This window comes from Micromonospora sp. NPDC057141, assembly GCF_042670805.1.
Lineage (GTDB): Bacteria > Actinomycetota > Actinomycetes > Mycobacteriales > Micromonosporaceae > Micromonospora.
Map to the genome: position 1 here is coordinate 1 of NZ_JBHUVA010000031.1, position 20945 is coordinate 20945.

Genomic DNA, 20945 nt, shown 5'->3' on the forward strand with positions numbered 1-20945 from the left:
GCGCGGTGGGCGCCTGGATCGGCTGCCGCCGCCGGGGCATCCCGCTCCCCGCGTACGCCGACGCCATCGCGCCCGGCATCGCCCTCGCCCTTGGCGCACCTCGACCGCCCCTTCGACTACCTGGTCCCCGCCGAGCTGGCCGACGCCGCCGTCCCCGGCACCCGGGTGAAGGTGCGCTTCGCCGGTCAGCTCGTCGACGGCTGGCTGCTGGAGCGGGCCGACGACTCGGGGCACACCGGGAAGCTGGCCTACCTCGACAAGCTCGTCTCACCAGAGCCGGTGCTGGCCGGCGAGATCGCCCGGCTGGCCCGGGCCGTCGCCGACCGGTACGCCGGCAGCCTCGCCGACGTGCTCCGGCTGGCCGTGCCGCCCCGGCACGCCCGGGTGGAGAAGGAGCCGCACGTCCCGCCGGAGCCGCCTGCGCCCCCCGACCCGCCGGAGGCCGCCGGTTGGCGGGCGTACCCGGCCGGGCCGGCGTTCCTGCGGGCCCTGACCGACGGCCGCCCCGTGCGGGCGGTCTGGTCCGCGTTGCCGGGGGAGGACTGGCCCGCCCGGTACGCCGAGGCGGTCGCCGCCGTCGTGGCCGGCGGGCGGGGCGCCGTCGTGGTCGTGCCCGACGCCCGGGACCTCGACCGCCTCGACGCGGCGCTGACCGTCGCCCTCGGCCCCGGGCGGCACGTGAGCCTCTCCGCCGCCGCCGGCCCCGCCCGCCGGTACCGCGCGTTCCTGGCCGCCCGGCGCGGGGACGTGCCGGTGGTGATCGGCACCCGCGCGGCCATGTTCGCCCCGGTGGCCCGGCTCGGCCTGGTCGCCATCGTCGACGACGGCGACGACCTGCACGCCGAGCCGCGCGCCCCCTACCCGCATGCCCGCGAGGTGCTGCTCACCCGCGCCCGGCTCGCCGACGCGGCGGCCCTGGTCGGCGGGTACGCCCGCAGCGCCGAGGCGCAGCTGCTGGTGGAGACCGGCTGGGCGCGGGAGGTGGTCGCCGACCGGGCCACCGTGCGGGCGCGTACCCCCGCCGTGGCGCCGACCGGCGACGACCCGCAGCTGGCCCGCGATCCCGGCGCGGCGACGGCCCGGCTGCCCAGCCTGGCGTGGGCCGCCGCCCGGGACGCGCTCGGCGCCGACGCGCCGGTGCTGGTCCAGGTGCCCCGCCGGGGTTACCTGCCCTCGATCTCCTGCGCGGACTGCCGCACCCCGGCCCGCTGCCCGCACTGCGCCGGCCCGCTGGCCCTGCCGTCGGCGCGGGGGGCCCCGGCCTGCCGCTGGTGCGGCCGGATCGCCGCCGCGTACGCCTGCCCGGAGTGCGGTGGGCGGCGGCTGCGTGCGGCCGTCACCGGCGCCCGCCGCACCGCCGAGGAGCTGGGCCGGGCCTTTCCCGGCGTACCGGTGCGCACCTCCGGCCGCGAGGAGGTGCTCACCATCGTGCCCGGCGGCGCCGGCCTGGTGGTGGCCACGCCGGGGGCCGAGCCGGTCGCCGACGGCGGCTACGGCGCGGTGCTGCTGCTCGACTCGTGGGCGCTGCTCACCCGGGCCGACCTGCGGGCCGGGGAGGAGGCGCTGCGCCGCTGGCTGGCCGCCGCCGCGCTGGCCCGGCCCGCGTCGGCCGGCGGCCGGGTGGTGGTGGTCGCCGACGGGGCCCTCGCGCCGGTGCAGGCGCTGCTGCGCTGGGACGCCGCCTGGTTCGCCGCCCGGGAGTTGGCCGAGCGCCGCGAGTTGGGCTTCCCGCCAGCGGCGCGGATGGCGAGCGTCACCGGCCCGGCGGACGCGGTGGCCGACCTGCTGGCCGGGGCCCGGCTGCCCGCCGAGGCCGAGGTGCTGGGCCCGGTCCCCGCCGACGGCGAGAAGGAGCGGATGCTGGTCCGGGTGCCCCGGGCCCGGGCGGCGGCTCTCGCCGAGGCGCTGCACCTCGCCACCGGGGCGCGTACGCTCCGTAAGGCCGCCGATCCGGTCCGCGTCCAGATCGACCCTCTTTCGCTGTTCTAAGCGATGGGAGTGGCGGTCACGATCCGTGGTCGCCGCTGCGTGATAGCATCGCCCGTCATGCCCGGGCGCACGACGGCGCGTCGGTACGACGCCACGTCGATGACGCCAGTCAGTCGGTGATCAGGGGTGGACCAGTCGTGACCGTTCGTCAATCGATCGTCTTCAACGGTGACCTCGGCAGCGGCAAGAGCACCGTGTCCGTCGAGATCGCCAAGCGGCTGGGGCTGCGCCGGGTCAGCGTCGGCGACCTCTACCGCCAGATGGCGCAGGAGCGGCAGATGACCGCGCTCCAGCTCAACCTGCACGCCGAGCTGGACCAGGCCGTCGACGGCTACGTCGACCAGCTCCAGCAGGGTATCGCGGCCTCCGGCGAGAGCCTCGTCATGGACTCCCGGCTCGCCTGGCACTTCTTCACCGACGCGCTCAAGGTGCACATGATCACCGAGCCGGCCGAGGCGGCCCGCCGGGTCCTGGCTCGCCCGTCCGGCCCGGCCGAGAGCTACACCTCGCTGGAGGAGGCCAGGGCCAAGCTGCGCGAGCGCAGCGAGAGCGAGCGGGGCCGGTTCATCATCCGCTACGGCGTCGACAAGGCCCGGCTGCGCAACTACGACCTGATCTGCGACTCCACCCGGGCCAACCCGGAGCAGGTGATCGGCCACATCATCGACGTCTACGAGGGCCGGCTCGGCGCGGACGTGCTGCGCGATGCCCCGCCGCTGCTGCTGCTCGACCCGACCCGGGTCTACCCGACCGAGGACGTCGGCACCCTGCGCGGGCTGTGGGACGCAGGCTTCGTCGGCGAGGTCGCCGCCGCCGGCGACGAGGCGCTGGAGCCCCTGACCATCGGCTTCACGGGGGAATACTTCTTCGTCGTCGACGGCCACCGGCGGCTCAGCGCGGCCATCCGCAGTGGCTTCCCGCTGGTCCCCGCCCGACTGGTCGCCGAGGTGGACGAGCCGGTGGTGGGCGGGACGAGCGCCGTGGACTACTTCACCGCCCAGGTCCGCCCCGGCACCGTGTACGACTGGGAGGCCGCCCACGGGATCACCCTGCCGCTGCCGGCGCACTGCCTGCTGGCCGGCGACGCCGTGCTGGCCGGCGATCCGGCCACCGGCGCCTGACGCGTCCCGGTCGCGGGCGGGGGTGACCCCGGGCACTCCGTAGACTGGTACGGCCCGACCCGCCCGACCGAAGGAGCCCCCCCGCGTGACCGTCCAGCCCATCCGTCTGTTCGGGGATCCGGTGTTGCGCACGCCGGCCGATCCGGTGGTCGACTTCGACGCCGAGCTGCGCAGGCTCGTGGCCGACCTCACCGACACGATGCGTGAGCAGAACGGCGCGGGTCTCGCCGCGCCGCAGCTCGGAGTGGGCCTGCGGGTGTTCACCTTCGACGTCGACGACGTGCTCGGCCACCTGATCAACCCGGTGCTGGAGTTCCCCGACGCCGAGGAGCAGGACGGCCCCGAGGGCTGCCTGTCCCTCCCCGGGCTCTACTTCGACACCAGGCGCCGGCAGAACGTGGTCGCCAAGGGCTTCAACAGCTACGGCGACCCGGTGCAGATCGTCGGCACGGGCCTGATGGCCCGCTGCGTGCAGCACGAGACCGACCACCTCGACGGGGTGCTCTTCGTCGACCGGCTGGACCCGGCCGGTCGCAAGGAGGCGATGAAGGCGATCCGCCAGGCCGAGTGGTACGACCCGGCGGCCCCGCCGACGGTCAAGCTCGACCCGCACGCCGGCAGCCCCTTCGGCCTGGGGCGGTGACCCGGTGCGCCTGATCTTCGCCGGCACGCCGGCCGTCGCCCTGCCCGCCCTGGACGCCATCGCGGCCTCCGGCCACGACCTCGTCGCCGTCGTCACCCGTCCCGACGCCCCCGCCGGGCGGGGGCGGGGCCTGGTCCGTTCGCCCGTCGGGGCCTGGGCCGACGCGCGCGGCGTCGAGGTGCTCACGCCGGCCCGCCCCCGCGAGCCGGAGTTCCTCGACCGGCTGCGCGAGCTGGCTCCCGACTGCGTCCCGGTGGTCGCCTACGGCGCGCTGGTGCCCCCGGTCGCGCTGGAGATCCCCCGGCACGGCTGGATCAACCTGCACTTCTCGCTGCTGCCCGCGTGGCGGGGCGCGGCCCCCGTCCAGCAGGCCGTGCTGCATGGCGACGAGCTGACCGGGGCGAGCGTCTTCGCGCTGGAGGAGGGGCTGGACACCGGCCCGGTCTACGGCACCGTCACCGACGAGATCCGACCCACCGACACCTCCGGTGACCTGCTGGAGCGGCTCGCCCACTCCGGGGCCGGCCTGCTGGTGGCCGTGCTCGACGCGATCGAGGCGGGTGCCGCCCGCGCGCAGCCGCAGCCGGCCGACGGAGTGTCGCTCGCGCCGAAGCTGACCGTCGACGACGCCCGGGTGCGCTGGGGCGACCCGGCGTTCGCGGTGGACCGGCGGATCCGGGCGTGCACGCCGGCACCCGGCCCGTGGACCACGTTCCGGGGCGAGCGGGTCAAGCTCGGCCCGGTCGTGCCAGTGGCCGACGGCCCCGAGCTGAAACCCGGCGAGCTGCTGGCGGAGAAGTCCCGGGTGCTGGCCGGCACGGCCACCGTCCCGGTGGTCCTCGGCGAGGTACGGGCCGCGGGCAAGAAGGCCATGCCGGCGAGCGACTGGGCGCGCGGTGCCCGGGTCACCGCCGGGGAGGAGCTCGCATGACCGGGCCTACGGAACGGTCCCAGCGACGGTACGACGGGCAGCGCGTCACCCGCCCCGACCGGGGGTACGCCGACCGCCGGGACGCCCGGCGGCCGGCGCGGCCCACCGTCGACCTGCCCCGGCACGTCGCCTACCAGGCCCTCGCGGCGGTGCACCGCGACGACGCGTACGCCAACCTGGTGCTGCCGACGTTGCTGCGGCAGGAGCGGCTGACCGGCCGGGACGCCGCCTTCGCCACCGAGCTGACCTACGGCACGCTGCGGCACCTCGGCACCCTCGACGCGATCCTCACCGACGCGGCCGGCCGCGACGTGGCCCGGATCGACCCGCCGGTGCGCGACGCGCTGCGGTTGGGCGCCTACCAACTGCTGCACACCCGGGTCCCGGCGCACGCGGCGGTCTCCTCGACCGTCGACCTGGTGCGCGAGGTCGGCATCGGGGCGACGGGCTTCGCCAACGCGGTGCTGCGCGAGGTCGCCGGCCGCGACGCCGACGCCTGGGTGGCGAAGCTCGCCCCGGCGTTCGAGGCCGACCCGGTCGGGCACCTGGCCCTGGCGTACAGCCATCCGCAGTGGATCGTGCGGTCCTTCGCCGAGGCGCTCGGCGGCGACCTGGGCGAGACCACCCGGCTGCTGATCGAGGACAACGAGCGCCCGCCGGTGCACCTGTGCGCCCGGCCGGGCCTGGCCGATCCGGTCGCCCTGGCCGACGAGGTCGGCGGCGCACCGGGGGCGTTCTCCCCCTACGCGGTCTATCTTGCCGGCGGCGCCCCGGGCGACCTGCCGGCGCTGGCCGAGGGGCGGGCGCACGTGCAGGACGAGGGCTCCCAACTGGTGGCATCGGCCCTCGCGGTCGCCCCGCTGGACGGCCCGGACGCCCACTGGCTGGACCTGTGCGCCGGGCCGGGCGGCAAGGCGGCCCTGCTCGGGGCGCTCGCCGCCCAGCGCGGGGCCCGGCTGACCGCGGTCGAGGTCTCCGAGCACCGGGCCCGGCTGGTCGGCCAGGCCACGCGAGGGCTGCCGGTGACCGTGCTGCACACCGACGGCCGCACCGTGGGTGCCGACCCGGAGCTGCCGGAGGGGCACTTCGACCGGGTCCTGGTCGACGCCCCGTGCACCGGCCTGGGCGCGCTGCGCCGCCGGCCGGAGGCGCGCTGGCGCAAGCAGCCGTCGGACCTGCCGCCGCTGACCCGCCTGCAACGGGAGCTGCTGTCGGCGGCGCTGCGAGCGGCCCGCCCGGGCGGCCTGGTGGCCTACGTGACGTGCTCCCCGCACACCGTGGAGACGCACGTGACGGTGACCGAGGCGGCGCGGCGTGCCGGGGTGCCGGCGGACTTCGTCGACGCCCGGCCGCTGCTGCCGGCCGGCATGCCCGGGCTGGGCGACGGGCCTTCGGTGCAGCTGTGGCCGCACCGGCACGGCACCGACGCCATGTTCCTCGCGGTCCTGCGTCGGGGCTGAGCCGAACCGGGGGCGGGGCGACTCCGGGTCGCCCCGCCCGCCGGGTCACTGCACCGGCAGGCCCTTGGCGCCGGCGCCCTTCATGGAGCGGGTGAGGTCGCGATCGACCCAGAGGAAGCACTGCACGCCCCGGTTTCCGTCCTTCCACTCCTCCTCGAAGGGGTGGTAGAAGATCGTGCCCGCCCGATATTCCAGGTCGCCGTTGTTCGGCACCTTCGCGTACGAGGCGATCAGCCCCCGGCAGCCCTTGTGGATGCGCATCCGGTTCTTGTCGACCTGGGCGAAGGAGATGTCGGGAGCCTGGTAGACGCCGACGAACTCGACGCGGTGCTTCCTGGTGCAGGCGACGGGGGTCATCTCCTGCACGTCGTCCTTCTTGATCTTCGGGTTGAAGCAGCGGTGGGCCAGCGCCGAGGAGCCCTTCAACGCGCCGGCGAGGCTGCCGGTGCGGGGCACGGCGCTGGGATCGTCGACGCTCTCCACCTCGCTGACGTCGCAGCGGAACCAGCGGGCCCCGCCGGACCATGCCTGCCGGGACGGGAAGACCGTGGACAGGAACAGCCGGCCCGCGCGCCAGTCGGCCCCGAGGGCCTTGTTGACCTCCCGGTCACACTCGGCGCGCACGGCCCGCATCCCGGCCGAGCCGGCACCGGGGGGCGCGCTCAGCTCGGCGGCGGAGCCGGTCAGCGTGCCGACGTGCAGGGTCTCGACCCGGTGCGACGTCGCGCAGTCCACCGGGTTGTAGCCGCTGAGGTAGCCGACGTCGGCGAAGACGGTGTGGCACGCCCCGGCGGTGGGCACGAACTGCGTCGGCGCCGCCATCGTCCGCCAGTCGTCGGCGAGGTCGCCGTCCAGCCCGGCCGGCGTGCCGCAACCGGTCAGCGCCAGCGCCGCCCCCGCCGCCCCGGCGACCGCCGTCCACCATCGCCGCATCAGTCCGACCTCCCCGTAGCCGGTGGTCGCGGACACCGGCCTCCGTCGCCGGTCGCGCCACGGAGCGGCACTTTACGGCACCGGCGCTCAGCTCGCGGGTAGTCCCTTCGGCCCAGCCCCCCGCATCGACCGGGTGAGCTTGCGGTCGTCGCTCCACAGGAAACACCGCACCCCGCGGTCGCCCTCGTCCCACTCCCGTTGCGACGGGGGATAGAAGATCGACCCCGCCCGGTACGGCAGCTCGCTGTTGTTGGGCACCTCGGCGAACTCGGCGATCAGCGCCATGCAGCGGCGGTGCACCCGCTGGTTGGACCGGATGAACTCGGCCCAGGTCATGTCGCGTTCGGTGTAGACCCCGACGAACTCGGCGCGGTGCGGCTCGGTGCACAGGACGGGCGCCATGTAGTTCAGGTTCGCGCCGATCAGCTTCGGGTCGAAGCAGCGGTGGGTCAGCGGCGAGTCGCCGACCATCGCGCCGCGCAGGCTGCCGACGCGGTTGACCGGTCGGGTGTTGTCGATGCTGTCGGTCTCGCTGAGGTCGCAGCGGTACCAGCGGGCCCCGCTCGCCCAGGCGGAGGTCGACGGCAGGGCGATGGTGAGGCTCAGCCGGGCCGAGTGCCAGTCGCCGCCGAGCACCTCCCTGGCCCGCTGGTCGCACTCGGCGCGGGCGACGCGCAGGACAGGGGTGCCCGCCTCGGGACGCGGGCCGGCGTCGATGTCGGGGTCGGTGAAGATGCCGACGTGGATCGTCTCGGCCAGATGGTTGCGGGCGCAGTCCACCGTCTCGTACGTGCCGGCCTGCACGACCGCGGTGATCCGGGGTAGGCAGGCGTCGGTGGCCGGGATGAACATCTGCGGTTCCCGCAGCGTCGGCCAGTCGTCGGTGAGGTCGCCGTCGGCCCCGTGCGGGCGGGCGCAGCCGCCCAGCAGTGCCGCCATCGTGCCGGCCAGCGCCAGCGCCACAAGCCACCGTCGCATCGTCCGCCCTTTCCGGGAGCTGACGGTCGGGCGCCACGGCCCGTGGGGCGTTTCCGCCACCGGGCGTGCAGCTTACGTGACCGTCCTGCATGGAGTCTTGCCGCGTTTCCCTCGATCGGCCAGTCGCGGCTGACTTTTCGTCCGGGATTCCCATCCGGACCGGTTTATCTTGCACCACCGGTCACGGCTGGGTCACAGCGCGTCCGGGACGGTGCCGCGATGCGGGCGGCTGATGGCCGCGTTCGTACACTGACCTCGTGACCGTACCGCCGCCGATCATCGCGCCCAGCATCCTCGCCGCCGATTTCTCCCGCCTCGCCGAAGAGGTCCGTGCCGTCGAGGGCGCCGCGGACTGGTTGCACGTGGACGTCATGGACAACCACTTCGTGCCGAACCTGACCATCGGGCTGCCCGTCGTGCAGAGCCTGCGCGCCGCGACCGAGCTGCCGTTCGACGTGCACCTGATGATCACCGACCCGCGCCGGTGGGCCCCGGGGTACGCCGACGCCGGCGCGTACAACGTCACCTTCCACGCCGAGGCGTGCGACAACCCGGTGTCGCTGGCCAAGGACCTGCGGGCGGCCGGCGCGAAGGCCGGGCTGGCGATCGACCGGGACACCCCGATCGAGCCCTACCTCGAGCTGCTGCCCAGCTTCGACACGCTGCTGATCATGACGATCAAGGCCGGCTTCGGCGGGCAGCGGTTCATCCCCGAACTGCTGGACAAGGTGCGCGCCGCCCGCCGGCACGTCGACGCCGGCCACCTGGAGCTGCGCATCGAGGTCGACGGCGGGATCGCCGCCGACACCATCGAGCAGGCGGCCGCCGCGGGCGCGGACGCCTTCGTGGCCGGCACCGCCGTCTACGGTGCCGAGGACCCCGCCGAGGCGGTCCGCCGCCTGCGAGGGCTGGCGGAGCGCGCGACCGCCGGGGCCTGAGGTGGACCCGGCCGACGAGCGACCCGACGTCATCCTCGTCGTCGACGATGACGCCGACATCGCCCGGTTCGTGGAGTTCAACCTGCGGCTGCACGGCTTCGAGGTGATCCACGCCGGCGACGGCCAGGAGGCCCTGGAGGTGATCGAGCGGCAGCGGCCCGACCTGGCGGTGGTCGACCTGATGATGCCGCGCATCGACGGGCTGGAGCTGACCCGGCGGCTGCGCGCCGACCCGATGACCTCCGCCCTGCCGGTGATCATGCTGACCGCCAAGGGGATGACCGTGGACAAGGTCCACGGGCTCAGCGCCGGCGCGGACGACTACCTGGTCAAGCCCTTCGACACCGCCGAGCTGGTCGCCCGGGTCAGCTCCACGCTGCGCCGCAACAAGGAGTTCCGGGAGGTCTCGCCGCTGACCGGCCTGCCCGGCAACTCCCGGATCCGGCGGGAGATCAGCGACCGGGTCCGCAGCGGCGTCGACTACGCCGTCGGCTACGTCGACATCGACCGGTTCAAGAGCGTCAACGACCGGTACGGCTTCGTCCGCGGCGACGAGTTCATCTCCGCCCTGGCCCGCAGCCTGCACCGGGCGGTCGTGGCGATCGGGCTGCCGCCGGCCTTCCTCGGCCACGTCGGCGGCGACGACTTCGTCATCGTCTGCGCCCCCGAGCAGGTGCGACCGCTCACCTCCCGGGCCGTGGTCGACTTCGAGACCGCCGCCGACAAGCTCTACGACCCGTCCGACGCCGCGCGCGGCTACGTCGAGCTGAAGGACCGGCGGGGCAACATCCGGCGGGCCGCCCTGGTCACCCTGTCGATCGGGGTGTCCGTCTCCGACGCCGGCAAGCGCCTGACCAACCCGCTGGACGCGATCGCGGTCGCCTCCGAGATGAAATCCGTGGCCAAGAGCCAACCCGGCTCGTACGTGGCGGTCGACCGGCGACGCAGCCTTTCTTGAATCTTGCCCACCTGTGTGAGGTAGCTCCCCCGAGGGCAGACGCGCGGCGAGTGTCGTGCCACACTTCGAAGGTACCCACCACGCGCTGGCGGGACTCGGTGTAATTCCGAACCGGCGGTGATCCACGGCTGCGGCCGTGGTAAGCCCGCGACCCGGACGGCCCTGCCGCCCGGTGGACCTGGTGAGACTCCGGGGCCGACGGTTGGGGGCGGGCCAACCCACCCCCAGACAGTCCGGATGGGAGACAGCGCGCGGGACGGGGCGGGCCCTGTGCCGACGGCTGTCCCCGGCCGCCGCGCGGGCTCCCCGGGGTCGGCTCTGCCGTCCCCGGCCGCCGCCGCCTGCCCGCGGCCTCCCGCTGTTCGCCCGCGCGGACCGGCGAGTGAGAGGGCAGGACAGGGCGATGGCCAGCGTCTCCGTGGACGACGCGATGCGTCGGGCGATCACGCTCGCGGCCCGTGGCCTCGGCACCACCAGCCCCAACCCGGTGGTCGGCTGCGTGCTGCTCGATCCGGACGGCGAGGTCGTCGGGGAGGGATTCCACGCGTACACGGGCGGACCGCACGCCGAGATCGTCGCGCTCGCCCAAGCCGGCACGCGGGCCCGGGGCGGCACCGCCGTCGTCACGCTGGAGCCCTGCGACCACACCGGCCGCACCGGCCCGTGCAGTCACGCCCTCATCGCCGCCGGCGTCGCCCGGGTGGTGATCGCCGTGCCCGACCCGAACCCGGTCGCCTCCGGTGGCGCGGCGACCCTGTTCGCCGGCGGCGTCGACGTCGAGGTGGGGGTGCGCGCCGCCGAGGCCGAGGCCGGTAACGTCGCCTGGCTGACCTCGATGCGGCGTGGCTGGCCGTACGTCGTCTGGAAGTACGCCGCCACGCTCGACGGGCGCTCCGCCGCCGCCGACGGCACCAGCATGTGGATCACCTCGGAGGCCGCCCGGCTCGACGTGCACGCCCTGCGCGGCACCGTCGACGCGGTCATCGCCGGGGTGGGCACCGTGCTCGCCGACGACCCCCGGCTCACCGCCCGCAACCTGCGCGACGGCACCCTGGCCATCCGGCAGCCGCTGCGGGTGGTCGTGGACACGTCCGGGCGTACCCCCGCCGACGCCCGGGTCCGCGACGGCGCCGCCCGGACGTGGGTCGCCACGGCCGCGGAGGTCGGCGCCGGCCCCGACGGCCGGGTCGACCTGCCGGCGCTGCTCGCGGAGCTGCACCACCGGGGGGTCCGGGCCGCGTTGCTGGAGGGCGGCCCGAAGCTGGCCGGCGCGTTCCTCGCCGCCGGCCTCGTCGACCGGGTCGTCGGGTACGTCGCGCCGAAGCTGCTCGGCGCCGGGCCGACCGCGCTGGCCGACGCCGGCGTGACCACCATCGCCGACGCCATCGATCTGGAGATCACCGACGTTGCGCAGGTCGGTCCGGACCTGCGCATCACCGCGCTGCCCCGGAAGAGGGAGGGCTGACATGTTCACCGGCATCGTCGAGGAGCTGGGCGAGGTCGTCCGGACGGCCGAGACCGGCGACGACTCCGCGCTGGTCGCCATCCGTGGCCCGCTGGTCACCAGCGACGCCCGGCACGGCGACTCCATCGCCGTCAACGGGGTCTGCCTGACCGTGGTCGACGTCGACGTCGACGTCTTCACCGCCGACGTGATGGGCGAGACGCTGCGCCGCTCCGCGCTCGGCGGGCTGCGCCCCGGCGTGCCGGTCAACCTGGAGCGTGCCGCCGCGCTGAACAGCCGCCTCGGCGGGCACCTCGTGCAGGGCCACGTCGACGGCGTCGGCGAGGTGCTGTCCCGGGAACCGGCGCAGCAGTGGGAGACGGTCCGCTTCCGGCTCCCCGCCGCCCTGTCCCGGTACGTGGTGGAGAAGGGCTCGATCACCGTCGACGGGGTGTCGCTGACCGTGGCCGGCGTCGGGCCCGACTGGTTCACCGTCGGGCTGATCCCCACCACCCTCAAGCTGACCACCCTCGGCGACCGCGCCGTCGGCGCCCCGGTCAACCTGGAGGTCGACGTGCTCGCCAAGTACGTCGAGCGGCTCCTCGGTGACCGGCTGCCCGGCGGTGACGACGGCCGGCTGCCCGGCGGCGACGCGGGCCGACCGGCCGACGGCGGCCACGTGCTCGGCGGGGGCGGGCGGTGACCGGCCCGCTCGGCTGGCTGCTCGACGCCCAGCTGCACGTCGCCGGCTCGCCCGTGCTGGTCCGGGAGATCGTCGGCAACGCCTTCGGCCTCGCGTCCGCCCTGCTCGGGCTGCGCCGGCTGGTCTGGGCCTGGCCCGTCGGCATGGTCGGCAACGCGCTGCTGCTCACCGTCTTCCTCGGCGGGGCGTTCGCCACCCCGCAGGCGCACGACCTCTACGGCCAGGCCGGCCGGCAGGTGTTCTTCTTCGCCGTGAGCATCTACGGCTGGTGGCGCTGGAGCCGCAACCGCCGCTCGGGCTCCGGCGGCGACGACGCGGCGGTCGCCCCGCGCTGGGCCACCTGGCGGGAGCGGCTCGGCCTGCTGCTGGCCGCCGTGGCCGGCACGGCCGCCGCGTACCCCGTGCTGGCCGCGCTCGGCTCCTGGGGGCCGCTGCCGGACGCGTGGATCCTCACCGGCAGCCTCCTCGCCACCTATGGCATGGCCCGGGGGTGGGTGGAGTTCTGGCTGGTCTGGATCGCCGTGGACGCCGTCGGCGTGCCGCTGCTGCTGCGCGGCGGGTTCTACCCGTCGGCCGCCATGTACCTGGTCTACGGGGCGCTCTGCGTCTGGGGCTTCGTCTCCTGGTGGCGCACCTCGCGCGCTGCCCGACCGGCACCCGCCACCCTGTCACCCACCTACTCGGAGGTCGTGGCATGACCACCTTCGCCAGCATCGAGCAGGCCGTCGCGGACATCGCCGCCGGCCGGCCCGTCGTCGTGGTCGACGACGCCGACCGGGAGAACGAGGGAGACCTGATCTTCGCGGCCGAGCGGGCCACCCCGGAGCTGGTCGCGTTCATGGTCCGCCACACCTCCGGCTACATCTGCGTGCCGCTGACCGAGGACGAGTGCGACCGGCTGGACCTGCCGCCCATGCACCACACCAACCAGGACCGCCGGGGCACCGCGTACACGGTGACGGTGGACGCCCGGGAGGGCATCGACACCGGCATCTCGGCGGCCGACCGGGCGCACACCATCCGGCTGCTCGCCGCCGCGTCCACCGACCCCACCGACCTGGCCCGGCCGGGGCACGTGGTGCCGCTGCGGGCCCGCCCCGGCGGGGTGCTGCGCCGCCCCGGGCACACCGAGGCGGCCGTCGACCTGACCCGGCTGGCGGGCCTGCGCCCGGCTGGCGTGCTCTGCGAGCTGGTCAACGACGACGGCACCATGATGCGCCTGCCGGACCTGGAGAAGTTCTGCGCCGAGCACGGCCTGACCCTGGTCACCATCGCCGACCTGATCACCTACCGGCGGCGTACCGAGAAGCAGGTCGAGCAGGTCGCGGCGGCCCGGATGCCCACCCCGCACGGGGTGTTCACGGCCTTCGGATACCGTGCGGAGCACGACCCGGCCGAGCACGTCGCCCTGGTCATGGGCGACCTCGGCGACGGGCAGGACGTGCTGGTGCGGGTGCACTCGGAGTGCCTCACCGGCGACACGTTCGGCTCGCTGCGCTGCGACTGCGGGCCGCAGTTGCAGGCCGCGCTGGCCCGGGTCGCCCGGGAGGGGCGCGGGGTGGTGCTCTACGTGCGCGGGCACGAGGGGCGGGGGATCGGCCTGCTGCACAAGCTGCGCGCGTACCAGTTGCAGGACCTGGGCCGCGACACCGTCGACGCGAACCTCGACCTGGGGCTGCCGGCCGACGCCCGCGACTACGGCACCGGCGCGCAGATCCTGCACGACCTGGGCGTGCGGTCGATGCGGCTGTTGACGAACAACCCGGCCAAGCGGGCCGGGCTGGAGGGGTACGGCCTCACCGTCACCGGCCGTGAGTCGCTGCCGATCCGGCCGCACCCGGAGAACGTGCGCTACCTGCGCACCAAGCGGGACCGGATGGGCCACCTGCTGGACGAGTTGGACGAGGTGACCGAGGCGCCGCTGGGTCGCCCGGTCGCGAGCGACGAGATCGGAGCGTAGGGCGATGGCGGGTTTCGGTGAGCCGGGGGTGGCGGCGGTCGACGCCGCCGGGATGACGATCGGCGTCGTCGCCGCCCGCTGGCACGGGGAGCTGACCGACCACATGCTCGACCGGGCGGTGGCCGCCGCGCAGGCGTGCGGAGCGCGGGCCGTGGTGGCCCGGGTCGCCGGCTCGGTGGAGCTGCCGGTGGTGGCCCAGGCGATGGCCCGCCGCTTCGACGTGGTGGTCGCCCTCGGCGTGGTGGTGCGCGGGGCCACCGCCCACTTCGACTACGTGTGCAAGTCGGTCACCGAGGGGCTGACCCGGGTCGCCCTCGACGAGGGCAAGCCGGTGGCGCACGGGGTGCTCACGGTGGACACGATCGAGCAGGCCCGGGACCGGGCCGGGCTGCCCGGCTCCGCCGAGGACAAGGGCTGGTCGGCGACGGTGGCGGCGCTGGACGCGGCGCTGGCGGTACGCGGCCTGGACGCGGCGGCCGGCCACCGGGTCGGCTTCGGCCGCTGACCCGCCCCGCGCCCCGCCCGGCCTGGCCTGGCTGGGCGGGCGTTGGGCGTTTGGGCGTCGCCATGTCGGCGACACGGGGGTATCCCGGCCCGCTGATACCGCGACGTCGCCGACATGGCGCGGGCGTCGGGCGCAGGGCGGCCCGGCGGGTGGCCGGGGGCGTTTGAGCCGGCTGGCGGCCATGAGATGTGCCGCCCGGGTCGGGGTGGACCCGGGATCATCCGGTCTGCCACGGCTCTTCGCGGTCGGGTTCGGTGGGTTGGGCTGCTGGACGCCACAGTTGTAGTTCCGTGGCGGCGCGCAGGACGTCGCGGGCGGCGGCGGCCAGCGGGCAGCCCGCCGTCCGGCAGGTCGGGCAGCGGCCGTCGGGGCCGGGCTGGTGGTCGCGCAGGACCCAGCGGGCGGTGAGGATGAGCCGGTTGCGGATCTGGGCCAGGGACAGGAACGGCGCGGTCATCTTCAGCCCACCCCGATGGTGGCGGCGAGGTGGACGAGCATCGTCGGGGCGGTCGGGTCGCGGGCGACCCGGGCGAGCACGTCGCGGCCGGCGGGTCGATGGCGGATCTCGGCCGGCGCGATCCGGTCGGCCTCCAGCAGGACCCGGCCGGCGTTGACCGGGTCGTCGGTCTGGACGTACGCGCGGGCGGCGTCGATCAGGTGTGCGGCCCGGTGTTCGACGGGCAGCCACCGCCACCCGTCCCGCGCGGTTGCCTTCTCGTGCCGGGCCACGGCCTCCCCGCTATCGCCCAATTCCACTGCGGCGGCGACGCGGGCCAGTTCCACCGCCGTCGGGCCGAACCCGGTGTGGTGGTGGTCGTGGCCGTCACCGACCTGGGCGGCCATGGCTGCGGCCTCATCGAGCAGCCCGGCCGCCGCCGTGTGGTCGCCTTCCCCTGCGGCGGCCAGCGCCGCCTGGACGAGCAGCGTCCCGCACAGCGACAGCTCCGGGGGCAGGCCGAACTCGATGACCGGCGGGGTGATCCGGTATGCGGCGGCCAGCATCGCCGACTTCGCCACCCGCCCCTGCCCCGACGCCCGCAGCACCTGGCCGAGCTGCACCGCTGCGGCGGCCACCAGCACCTGGTCGCCCGTGGCGGCGGTCATCGCCCGGTCGACAGCAAGCCACGCCAGGTCCGAAGCACCCAGCTTCACCAGCAGCGACGCGGTGATCCGGTAGACCTCCACCAGCGGAACCCGACCCGCAGCCGGGTCAGCGGCGTGGGTGCGCTCCACGTCGGCCAGTAACTGCGGCAGCAGGTCGGCCACCCGTGGGTAGCGGGCGTGCTGAAAGGTGATCCAGGCGTGTGTCACCTGCCGGGCCACCTGCACGGCCGGCAACACCGGTCGGCCGCCCGCCGAGCGGCCGAGGGGAACCTCGTATCGAGACAGCGCCGCCCGGATCCGCTCGACATCGGCGGCCCGCTCGATCACCTGCGCGGGCTGGACGTCCCGGCCGAGCAGCACCGCCGCGTCGATCCGCAGGACCGTGGCGACCTCTTGGAGGGTCGACACCCTGTCCAGAGCGCGGACGCCCCGCTCGACCTTGTCCACCCAGCTCTTCGACTTTCCCAACCGGTCGGCGAACACCTGCTGCGACAGCCTCCGCCGCCCTCGCCAGTACGCCACCCGCCGCCCGACCGGCTGCCCATCACCGCCCACGCCGCCACCGCCGGTCCGGCACCGCCCGGGTCGTCTCGTCGACTGGTATCCGATCCGCCTCGGCCTGGGCGAGAATCCGCTGTCTCGCCGCCTCCCGCTCGGCGGCCTCCGCCTGTTCCCCTCGGCTCACTGCCGGCTCGTCGCCATGACTGGGCATCCTTACCTCCATCGGCCGGGGCGCGGCGGCTGCCGCGCGTCACCAACGATGACGTCGTAAAGTCGCTGGGCGCGACGGCAGAGGACACGGCAAACCGGACACGTACGGGGCGACACTCCGGCGACATGGCGCTATGGTGGCGGTCATGACTGCCCCGAACACCGCCCTGCGCGCCGTTCGCACCGGGATGCGCATGAGCCAGGACGACTTCGCCCGCGCGCTCCAGGCCGCCGGCCACCGCGTCGGCGAGCCCAACGACGCCAACAAGAGACTCGTCCAGCGCTGGGAGTCCGGCGCGATCGCCGCACCACGACCCGTCTACGCCCGCGCGCTGGAGGTCGTCACCGGCCTACCCATCTCGCTGCTCGGCTTCGCGGCGGTGCCCGGCGAACATGTTGCCCAGGACGAGCACGGCGGCCACGACCTGACCTCACCCATGTCCAACCTGGCCACGCCGACGCCAACGTCCAGGCCAGCCGCGATCCACAGGTCGTACGAGGGCGTGTGGCTCAGCCGCTACCAGTACCACTCCAGTGGTCGCGGCGACTCCTTCGCCGGGCAGCACTTCGTGGTGCTTCTCCAACACGGCGACCGGCTGACCGCGCGCAGCCTGCCCGGCTCGGCGGCATCGTCGCTCTCCCTGGACCTCACCGTGGACGGTGCCGTCGTCACCGGCACGTGGGTGGAGCAGACCGACCCGACGGGCTACTACCGGGGTGCCCGATACCACGGCGCGATCCAGTTGCTGGCCGAGCCCACGGGGCGACGGATGGCCGGAAAGTGGGTCGGGTTCGGCAAGGACATGGACGTCAACACCGGCCCGTGGGAACTCGTCTTCCGCGACGCCTCGACGTCCAAAGCGACCCTCGATCGCTACAACACGACGGCGACATAGCCCATAGACCACCCACATGACGAACCCATGGCGGCCACCGCTATCGGGCGGCCTCGTCGCGGATGGACCCCCTGTGCTGGAAGGCACCCAGTAGGGCGGTGACGAGGCTGGCCGCGAGCAGGATGCGTATCACGTTGAACAGCACCGTGTCGCCGGTGGAGTGGGGTGGGAAGATGTCCTTGACGAGCCAGCCGACGCCCAACCCCAGCCCCAGGCAGGCGTGCATCGCGGCCCGCAGGCGCGGGGAGGGCTGCGGGCGGCCGAAGATCCGGGGCACCGCCGCGCCGCCACGGCTCCTGGCGAGCAGTGCGGCGGCGACGGCCAGGTTGGCCACAGCGACCGCGACGGCCATGACCGGGTCCAAGAATCGCATAGCCAGACGCTAGCGCTAGCGTCTGGCTGCCTGCGGCCTGGGACCAGCAGCGTTGTACGGGTTCCAGCGCACAGCCACGTATACCAGAGGTGCCCCGGGCGGGATGTCTACCGCTTCGGCTCCCTCGGTGACTGCGGACGCAGTGGCCGCCCTACGCTGCTCCCGTTGGATTACCAGAACAGTTGCGCGTTGGTGTTCTTGGCCATGCTGCTACCTCGCCTCCAGGAGGAGTGGCGAGGAACGGCCCTGGTGAATCAAGCTAACAAGGTGCCATGATCGATTCATGCCGCTGTGGGAGGCCATCTGGCGCATCGGGGTACCGATGATCGTCGTCGGCGGCGCCGCAGTCGCTGTTGCCGTCGCCTTCTCCGAGCCGCCATGGAAGTTCTCCCGGCCACGCGGCTGGCAGTGGGCGTGGGTGGGGCTATGGCTGATGACGGCCGGTGATGCGGCCTTTGGCGACGCCAGATCGCCGTTCGAGCGCGCCTGGAAGGGTGCCACCGCGCTGCTCGTTGCCGTGGCCGTCATGGTCGCTGCGTGGCGCCGCTACCGGTGGCGAAGGCGCGGCCGGCTTGCGGACGGATCGCCTCCGCTCGTCGATCGGCCACCTCGGTCGGCCTCGTAGCCTTCGGCGTAACTGCCTGCTGGTAGCCGCAGCACCGCGAACGGCCCGGCATTCGCCTGCGCCTTCTGCCCGGTCTCCCGAGGACGCGAGGTCTCGCGTCGTCGAGGAGCACGGGGGAGGGCCACGTCATCTCCCTCTGGAACGAGGAGGACGCCTCGGAACCGCGATAGGAGAGCGTGCCTCTGCAACCGTCAGAGGCGGCCCGCCTCGATGATCCGGCGCAGGAACTGGCGGGTGCGGGGCTCGGTCGGGTCGCCGAGCACCCGTTCCGGCGGCCCCGACTCGACGACCCGCCCGCCGTCGAGGAAGCACACCTGGTCGGCGACCTCCCGGGCGAAGCCCATCTCGTGGGTGGCCAGCACCATCGTCATCCCGTCGGCCTTCAGCTCGCGGATCAGGGCCAGCACCTCGCCGACCAGCTCCGGGTCCAGCGCCGAGGTGACCTCGTCGAGCAGCATCAGCCGGGGCGAGTTGGCCAGCGCCCGGACGATCGCCACCCGCTGCTGCTGCCCGCCGGACAGCTTGTCCGGGTAGGCGTCCGCCTTCGCCCCCAGCCCGACCCGGTCGAGCAGCTCCCGGGCCTGCGCCCGCGCCTCGGCCCGCGCCCGCCGGTGCACCCGCACCGGGGCGAGCGTGACGTTGTCGAGCACGCTCAGGTGCGGGAACAGGTTGTACGACTGGAACACCATCCCGATGCGCCGGCGCACCCGGTCGGGGTCGACCCGGGGGTCGGAGACGTCCTCGCCGTCCAGCTCGATGGTGCCGTCGTCCAGCTCTTCGAGGAGGTTGACGCAGCGCAGCAGCGTCGACTTGCCCGACCCGGACGCGCCGATCAGCGCCACCACCCGGTGCTCGTCGACGCTCAGGTCGAGCCCGTCGAGCACCACGTGACCGCCGAAGGTCTTGCGCAGCCCCTGGCACCGCAGCAGCGTCACGGTCAACTCCTTCCCTGCCGGCGGGCCGCCCGCAGCGTCACCCAGTCGGTGACGGCGATCAGCGGGATCGCGAGCAGCACGAACAGCGCCCCGGCCACGATGTACGGCGTGTAGTTGAACGTCTCGGCGGTGGCGATCTGCGCGGCGCGTACGGCGTCGATGGGCCCGGCGAGGGAGACCAGCCCGACGTCCTTCTGCAGCGCGACCACGTCGTTGAGCAGGGGCGGGGCCACCCGGCGGACGGCCTGCGGCAGCACCACGTGCCGCATGGTCTGCCGGTAGGTCAGCCCGAGGGAGCGGGCCGCCGCGAGCTGACTGGGGTGCACGGACTCGATGCCGGCGCGGAACACCTCGGCCAGGTATCCGCCGTAGGTGAGCACCAGCGCCAGCCCGCCGAGCACCAGCACCGGCGGCATGCCCGAAAGGCGCAGGCCGGGCACGCCGAGGGTGAGCACGTACAGCACGATGATCAGCGGCAGGCCCCGGAACGTGTACGTGTAGCCGGCCGCGAGGGCCCGGACCGGGAAGAAGACCGGGCCCCGCAGCGTGCGCAGGATCGCCACGAGCAGGCCGAGCAGCAGCGCGCCGGCCGCGCAGCAGACCAGCAGCCGGACGTTGAGCCAGAGCCCGGCGAGCACCTCGGGCAGCGCGTCCCGGGCGATCGCCGGGTCGGCGAACGACTCCCGGACCCGGTCCCAGCCGGGTGCGCCGGTCACCGCGACGACGAGCAGCGTGCCGAGCGCCGCCGTGGAGGCGGCGGCGACCAGCACGCTGGTGACGGTCTGGCGGCGGCGGTGCGCCTCCCGCCGCCGCTGCGCCGCGGAGGGTTCGTGCGGGGCGAGGATCACGTCAGCTCGTACGCCCCCGCGACCTGGGTCAGCCACTTCTGCTCCAGCTTCTTGAGCGTGCCGTCGGCGGTGAGCTGGCCGACCGCGCCGCTGAGGCAGGGGGTGAGGGGCGAGTTGCGGTCCAGCACCAGACCGAACACCTCGGGCGTGCCGACCTGCGGCAGCTGCCCGACGACCGTCGCGTCGGTGATCTCCGCGCCGGTGATGTAGAAGGCGGTCGGCAGGTCCACCACGAGGCCGTCGATCTGCCCGTTCTGGAGGGCCTTCTTGGCGTCGTCGTTGCTGTTGTAGACCTGTGGCTTGGTCTTCGGCTTGATGACGTCGGTGATCGCCTGGTAGCTGGTGGTGCCCACCTGGGCGCCGAGCCTCGCGTCCCGCAGGTCGGCCAGCGACGTCTTCCCGGCGATCTTCGCGGACTTCTGCGCGATCACGGCCTGCCGGACCAGGTAGTACGGCCCGGTGAAGTCGACGGCCTTCTTGCGCTCCTCGGTGATGGAGAACTGGTTGATGTCGAAGTCGAACTCCTTGGGGCCGGGGGCGACGGCGACGTCGAACTTCACCCGGGTCCAGGCGACGTCGGCGCGGGCGTACCCGAGCTTCTCGGCCACCGCGTAGGCCACGGCGGCCTCGAAGCCCTCGCCGGTCTCCGGCTTGTTGCCGACGAACCACGGCGCGTACGCCGGCTCGTCGGTGGCGATGGTGAGCTTGCCCGGCGTCCGGGTGGGCAGCTTGTCCTTCAGGCAGTCCGGGCCCGCGGTGGCGGCGGGGGTGGGTGCGGTGACGGGGGTGTCGTCGTCCTGGGGCGCGCAGGCGGCTACCGCGACGAGGACGGTGCCGGCGGCGGCGAGCGCGACGGTACGGGAGCTGAGCATGGCGGACAGCGTAGAGCC

At 74.3% G+C, this 20945-nt stretch carries 23 protein-coding genes; 14 read left to right on the forward strand and 9 right to left on the reverse strand.

Annotated features, from left to right (window positions below; translation table 11 throughout):
- Positions 1–90 precede the first annotated feature (90 nt).
- The 5 genes from ACFT41_RS17445 to ACFT41_RS17465 all read left to right on the forward strand — a co-directional run bounded on the left by ACFT41_RS17445 (position 91) and on the right by ACFT41_RS17465 (position 6144).
- Complete coding sequence (locus ACFT41_RS17445) at positions 91–1989, forward strand: primosomal protein N' (RefSeq protein ID WP_377613914.1); 1899 nt, start codon at positions 91–93, stop codon at positions 1987–1989.
- Between the two features lie 137 nt (positions 1990–2126).
- The gene (locus tag ACFT41_RS17450) at positions 2127–3110 is read left to right on the forward strand and encodes an AAA family ATPase (RefSeq protein WP_377584933.1); all 984 of its coding nucleotides are present in this window, start codon (positions 2127–2129) and stop codon (positions 3108–3110) included.
- Between the two features lie 85 nt (positions 3111–3195).
- Positions 3196–3753, forward strand: coding sequence for a peptide deformylase (def, locus tag ACFT41_RS17455; RefSeq protein WP_377584935.1), 558 nt, complete (start codon positions 3196–3198; stop codon positions 3751–3753).
- A 4-nt stretch (positions 3754–3757) separates the two neighbouring features.
- Positions 3758–4684: a methionyl-tRNA formyltransferase gene (gene fmt, locus ACFT41_RS17460; protein ID WP_377584937.1), complete on the forward strand. Its 927-nt coding sequence runs from the start codon at positions 3758–3760 to the stop codon at positions 4682–4684.
- On the forward strand, positions 4681–6144 hold the full coding sequence (locus ACFT41_RS17465; protein WP_377584940.1) for an RsmB/NOP family class I SAM-dependent RNA methyltransferase: 1464 nt from the start codon (positions 4681–4683) through the stop codon (positions 6142–6144). The genes fmt and ACFT41_RS17465 overlap by 4 nt, the downstream gene beginning before the upstream one ends.
- Positions 6145–6189: 45 nt before the next feature.
- On the opposite strand, the gene ACFT41_RS17470 is transcribed toward ACFT41_RS17465, so the two are convergent.
- Together ACFT41_RS17470 and ACFT41_RS17475 are read right to left on the reverse strand one after the other, a co-directional pair.
- Positions 6190–7077 carry a septum formation family protein gene (locus tag ACFT41_RS17470; RefSeq protein ID WP_377585098.1) on the reverse strand — a complete coding sequence of 296 codons (888 nt, stop codon included), beginning with the start codon at positions 7075–7077 and terminating at the stop codon, positions 6190–6192.
- An 87-nt stretch (positions 7078–7164) separates the two neighbouring features.
- On the reverse strand, positions 7165–8055 hold the full coding sequence (locus ACFT41_RS17475) for a septum formation family protein (RefSeq protein WP_377584942.1): 891 nt from the start codon (positions 8053–8055) through the stop codon (positions 7165–7167).
- A gap of 257 nt (positions 8056–8312) precedes the next feature.
- On the opposite strand from ACFT41_RS17475, the gene rpe reads away from it, so the two are divergent.
- From rpe to ribH, 7 genes are all read left to right on the forward strand, one after another.
- Entirely contained in the window at positions 8313–8993 is a 681-nt protein-coding gene (gene rpe / locus ACFT41_RS17480; protein ID WP_377584945.1) for a ribulose-phosphate 3-epimerase, read from the forward strand.
- Positions 8923–9951, forward strand: coding sequence for a response regulator (locus tag ACFT41_RS17485; RefSeq protein ID WP_377584948.1), 1029 nt, complete (start codon positions 8923–8925; stop codon positions 9949–9951). Before rpe ends, ACFT41_RS17485 begins: the two co-directional genes overlap by 71 nt.
- A gap of 403 nt (positions 9952–10354) precedes the next feature.
- A complete protein-coding gene (gene ribD / locus ACFT41_RS17490) occupies positions 10355–11416 on the forward strand; it encodes a bifunctional diaminohydroxyphosphoribosylaminopyrimidine deaminase/5-amino-6-(5-phosphoribosylamino)uracil reductase RibD (RefSeq protein ID WP_377584951.1) in 1062 nt (353 codons plus the stop codon).
- A 1-nt stretch (position 11417) separates the two neighbouring features.
- Positions 11418–12098, forward strand: coding sequence for a riboflavin synthase (locus ACFT41_RS17495; protein ID WP_377584953.1), 681 nt, complete (start codon positions 11418–11420; stop codon positions 12096–12098).
- Positions 12095–12796, forward strand: a complete 702-nt coding sequence (gene pnuC / locus ACFT41_RS17500; protein ID WP_377584955.1) for a nicotinamide riboside transporter PnuC — start codon at positions 12095–12097, stop codon at positions 12794–12796. The genes ACFT41_RS17495 and pnuC overlap by 4 nt, the downstream gene beginning before the upstream one ends.
- Entirely contained in the window at positions 12793–14058 is a 1266-nt protein-coding gene (locus ACFT41_RS17505; protein ID WP_377584958.1) for a bifunctional 3,4-dihydroxy-2-butanone-4-phosphate synthase/GTP cyclohydrolase II, read from the forward strand. Before pnuC ends, ACFT41_RS17505 begins: the two co-directional genes overlap by 4 nt.
- Before the next feature lie 4 nt (positions 14059–14062).
- The gene (gene ribH / locus ACFT41_RS17510; RefSeq protein WP_377584960.1) at positions 14063–14563 is read left to right on the forward strand and encodes a 6,7-dimethyl-8-ribityllumazine synthase; all 501 of its coding nucleotides are present in this window, start codon (positions 14063–14065) and stop codon (positions 14561–14563) included.
- Between the two features lie 217 nt (positions 14564–14780).
- On the opposite strand, the gene ACFT41_RS17515 is transcribed toward ribH, so the two are convergent.
- The 3 genes from ACFT41_RS17515 to ACFT41_RS17525 are packed head-to-tail and all read right to left on the reverse strand — an operon-like array spanning position 14781 to position 16379.
- Positions 14781–15020, reverse strand: coding sequence for a hypothetical protein (locus tag ACFT41_RS17515; RefSeq protein WP_377584963.1), 240 nt, complete (start codon positions 15018–15020; stop codon positions 14781–14783).
- 2 nt (positions 15021–15022) lie between these two features.
- Entirely contained in the window at positions 15023–16222 is a 1200-nt protein-coding gene (locus ACFT41_RS17520) for a helix-turn-helix domain-containing protein (protein ID WP_377584965.1), read from the reverse strand.
- The gene (locus ACFT41_RS17525) at positions 16212–16379 is read right to left on the reverse strand and encodes a hypothetical protein (protein WP_377584967.1); all 168 of its coding nucleotides are present in this window, start codon (positions 16377–16379) and stop codon (positions 16212–16214) included. Before ACFT41_RS17525 ends, ACFT41_RS17520 begins: the two co-directional genes overlap by 11 nt.
- Before the next feature lie 133 nt (positions 16380–16512).
- Between ACFT41_RS17525 and ACFT41_RS17530 the strand changes: the two genes are divergently transcribed.
- Positions 16513–17274, forward strand: a complete 762-nt coding sequence (locus tag ACFT41_RS17530; RefSeq protein ID WP_377584969.1) for a helix-turn-helix domain-containing protein — start codon at positions 16513–16515, stop codon at positions 17272–17274.
- A 40-nt stretch (positions 17275–17314) separates the two neighbouring features.
- Here ACFT41_RS17530 and ACFT41_RS17535 read toward each other — a convergent pair whose 3' ends face one another.
- Positions 17315–17647 carry a hypothetical protein gene (locus ACFT41_RS17535; RefSeq protein WP_377584971.1) on the reverse strand — a complete coding sequence of 111 codons (333 nt, stop codon included), beginning with the start codon at positions 17645–17647 and terminating at the stop codon, positions 17315–17317.
- A gap of 283 nt (positions 17648–17930) precedes the next feature.
- Here ACFT41_RS17535 and ACFT41_RS17540 point away from each other — a divergent pair, with 283 nt between their 5' ends.
- Positions 17931–18272 carry a hypothetical protein gene (locus ACFT41_RS17540; RefSeq protein ID WP_377584974.1) on the forward strand — a complete coding sequence of 114 codons (342 nt, stop codon included), beginning with the start codon at positions 17931–17933 and terminating at the stop codon, positions 18270–18272.
- Positions 18273–18463: 191 nt separating this feature from the next.
- Here the strand turns inward: ACFT41_RS17540 and ACFT41_RS17545 are convergent, their stop codons facing one another.
- From ACFT41_RS17545 to ACFT41_RS17555, 3 genes are read right to left on the reverse strand one after another with little or no spacing between them, the layout of a single operon-like run.
- Positions 18464–19207, reverse strand: coding sequence for an amino acid ABC transporter ATP-binding protein (locus ACFT41_RS17545; protein WP_377584977.1), 744 nt, complete (start codon positions 19205–19207; stop codon positions 18464–18466).
- Between the two features lie 2 nt (positions 19208–19209).
- Entirely contained in the window at positions 19210–20055 is an 846-nt protein-coding gene (locus ACFT41_RS17550; RefSeq protein ID WP_377584979.1) for an amino acid ABC transporter permease, read from the reverse strand.
- On the reverse strand, positions 20052–20927 hold the full coding sequence (locus tag ACFT41_RS17555; protein WP_377584982.1) for an ABC transporter substrate-binding protein: 876 nt from the start codon (positions 20925–20927) through the stop codon (positions 20052–20054). Before ACFT41_RS17555 ends, ACFT41_RS17550 begins: the two co-directional genes overlap by 4 nt.
- Positions 20928–20945: the final 18 nt, after the last annotated feature.